The organism is Nocardia sp. 2TAF39 (genome assembly GCF_052114905.1).
GTDB lineage: Bacteria > Actinomycetota > Actinomycetes > Mycobacteriales > Mycobacteriaceae > Nocardia.
This window is the reverse complement of record NZ_JBFRFQ010000117.1, coordinates 1-2,528: the sequence shown is the minus strand read 5'-3', so window position 1 is coordinate 2,528 and position 2,528 is coordinate 1. Positions and strand designations below refer to the sequence as shown.

The window sequence follows — 2,528 nt, the reverse complement described above, 5'->3', positions numbered from 1 at the left end:
TGTCCGTGGCCATGAGAAAGTCCCCACGGGTGGCCAAGTGTAGGTCGCCGCTGGCGGCCAAGTAGAAGTCCCCATTCCCTTGCTCGTCGTGTCATGCCCGGAACTCGTGGCCTGGGCGGTGACGGTGATAGCGCCAACTGTCATCCGTCACTGCCCAGGGAGTTCCATTGAAGTCTGCGAGGGAGCGAATGGACATCATTTCCGCCTATCGAGAGGTCGGAACCTATCGTGGTGCCGCCGAGTTGTGCGGCACCACGCACAAGACGGTGAAACGAGTCGTCGAACGCGCCGAAGCCGGCGGCGACCGGCCGGAGCCCGTGCCACGGGCCCGCAACTACGACCAGGTGCGGGACCTGGTCGCCGAGCGGGTCGCGAAGTCGAAGGGCCGGATCTCGGCCAAGCGACTACTCCCGGCCGCGCGAGCGGCCGGTTACGAGGGGTCGCCGCGGAATTTCCGGCGGTTGGTGGCCGATCAGAAAGCGTTGTGGCGCAAAGACAATCATCGGGGCAGGCGTCCGGCGGTGTGGTCGCCGGGCGAGTATCTGGTGATCGACTGGGCCGAGGCCGCGCCCGGGTTGCAGCTGTTCTGCGCGGTGCTGGCGTTCTCGCGGTGGCGGTTCATCGCGTTCGCCACCGACCAGCGGCAGTCGACCACCCTCGCCTTGATCGCTGAGGCGTTCGCCGCGATCGGCGGTGTCCCTGCCCGCGTGCTGGCTGACCGGATGGGGTGCTTGAAGGGCGGAGTGGTCGCGAACGTGGTCGTTCCTACTCCCGAATATATCCGGTTCGCAACGCATTACGGTTTCTCGCCGGACTGGTGTCATGCTGCCGATCCGCAGTCGAAAGGCATCGTGGAGAACCTGTGCGGGTATGCCCAGCGGGATCTGGCGGTCCCCTTGTTGACCGAGGCCGCGATGCGGGGGACGACGGTGAGTCTGCGTGAGGCGAATGCGGCGGCGAAAGTGTGGTGCGCAGAAGTGAATTCGCTGATGCATTCGGAGATCTGCGCGATTCCCGACGAGCGCCTCACCACCGAGCGGGAACTGATGCGGCCGTTGCCGTCGCTGCGGCTCGAGATCGGCGCACCGGCGGTGACCCGCACTGTCGACCGGCTCTCGTGCGTGCGTTACGGGTCGGCCCGCTACTCGGTGCCGATGCGGCTGATCGGCGAAAAGGTCGCAGTCGTGGTCGATGTCGGCGCGCTGCTGGTGCTCGAACCGGTCACTGGCGTGATCGTCGCCGAGCACGAACTCGTCGCCCCCGGCGAAGCATCCGTCCTCGATGACCACTACGACGGGCCCCGGCCCGCACCTCACCGCGGGCCGCGCCCGAAAACCACCGTCGAGCAACAATTCTGCGCGCTCGGAGAGGATGCCGAAGCCTTCCTCGTCGGTGCCGCTGCCATCGGCAACACTCGCTTGGGGCAGGAGTTGGAGATCCTGCTCGCACTCGGCCCCGCCCACGGCGAGGCCGCACTGGTCGCCGCGTTGCGGCGGGCGGTGGCATTCAAACGCTTCCGCGCCGCCGATGTCCGCTCCATCCTCGCCGCCGGCACCGGAACCCCGCAGCCACGCCCGGCAGGTGATGCGCTGGTGCTAGATCTACCGACAGCGCCGACCCGGTCTCTGGACGCCTACAAGGTCAGCGGTGACGGGAGCGCATCTTGACAACACGATCGAAAACCGTTGCACCGAAGACGATCCCGGACCTATCCGCCGATCTCGATGCCGGGCTGCGGCGGTTGAAACTGGCCGCGGTGCGCCGCAACGCACCCGAAGTGCTGGCCGTCGCCAAGACCCAGCGCTGGACCCCGGAAGAGGTGCTGCGCACCCTGATCGAGGCCGAACTCGCTGCTCGTGACGCCTCCAACGCCCGCAACCGGCTCAAAGCCGCCGCGTTCCCCGTCGTGAAGACCCTGGAGAGCTTCGACGTGTCGGCGTCACCCATCCCTCAGGCCACCTTCGACTACCTGTCGAGCCTGGAATGGGTTCGCGCGCAACACAATCTCGCGCTCATCGGGCCACCCGGCACAGGCAAGAGCCACACCCTGATCGGGCTCGGACACGCCGCCATCACGGCCGGGCACAAGGTCCGCTACTTCACCGCGGCCGATCTGATCGACACCCTCTACCGCGGGCTGGCCGACAACACCGTCGGCAAAGTCATCGACAGCCTGCTGCGCGCGGATCTGGTGATCCTTGACGAGATCGGGTTCGCTCCGCTGGACGACACCGGCACCCAGCTACTGTTCCGGCTGGTCGCCACCGCCTACGAGCGGCGTTCGCTGGCCGTCGCCTCACACTGGCCGTTCGAGCAATGGGGACGGTTCCTGCCCGAACACACCACCGCCGCCAGCATCCTCGACCGGCTCCTGCACCACTGCACAGTCGTCATCACCGACGGCGACTCCTACCGCATGAAAAACCGCACCAAGCGAGGTGAACGCCCCTGACCTAACACCCCACCCCCTGCAAGAGGGTGGGGACTTCACCCGGCCACCAGCGGCGACCCACAAATGGCCATTGACA

Annotated in this window: 2 protein-coding genes; both read left to right on the top strand. The window is 66.8% G+C overall.

Annotated features, from left to right (window positions below; translation table 11 throughout):
* The first annotated feature begins 167 nt into the window (after positions 1-167).
* Positions 168-1,667, top strand: coding sequence for an IS21 family transposase (gene istA, locus AB4Z47_RS30530; protein WP_441956156.1), 1,500 nt, complete (start codon positions 168-170; stop codon positions 1,665-1,667).
* Positions 1,661-2,452, top strand: coding sequence for an IS21-like element helper ATPase IstB (gene istB, locus AB4Z47_RS30525; RefSeq protein ID WP_441956157.1), 792 nt, complete (start codon positions 1,661-1,663; stop codon positions 2,450-2,452). The genes istA and istB overlap by 7 nt, the downstream gene beginning before the upstream one ends.
* Positions 2,453-2,528 lie beyond the last annotated feature (76 nt).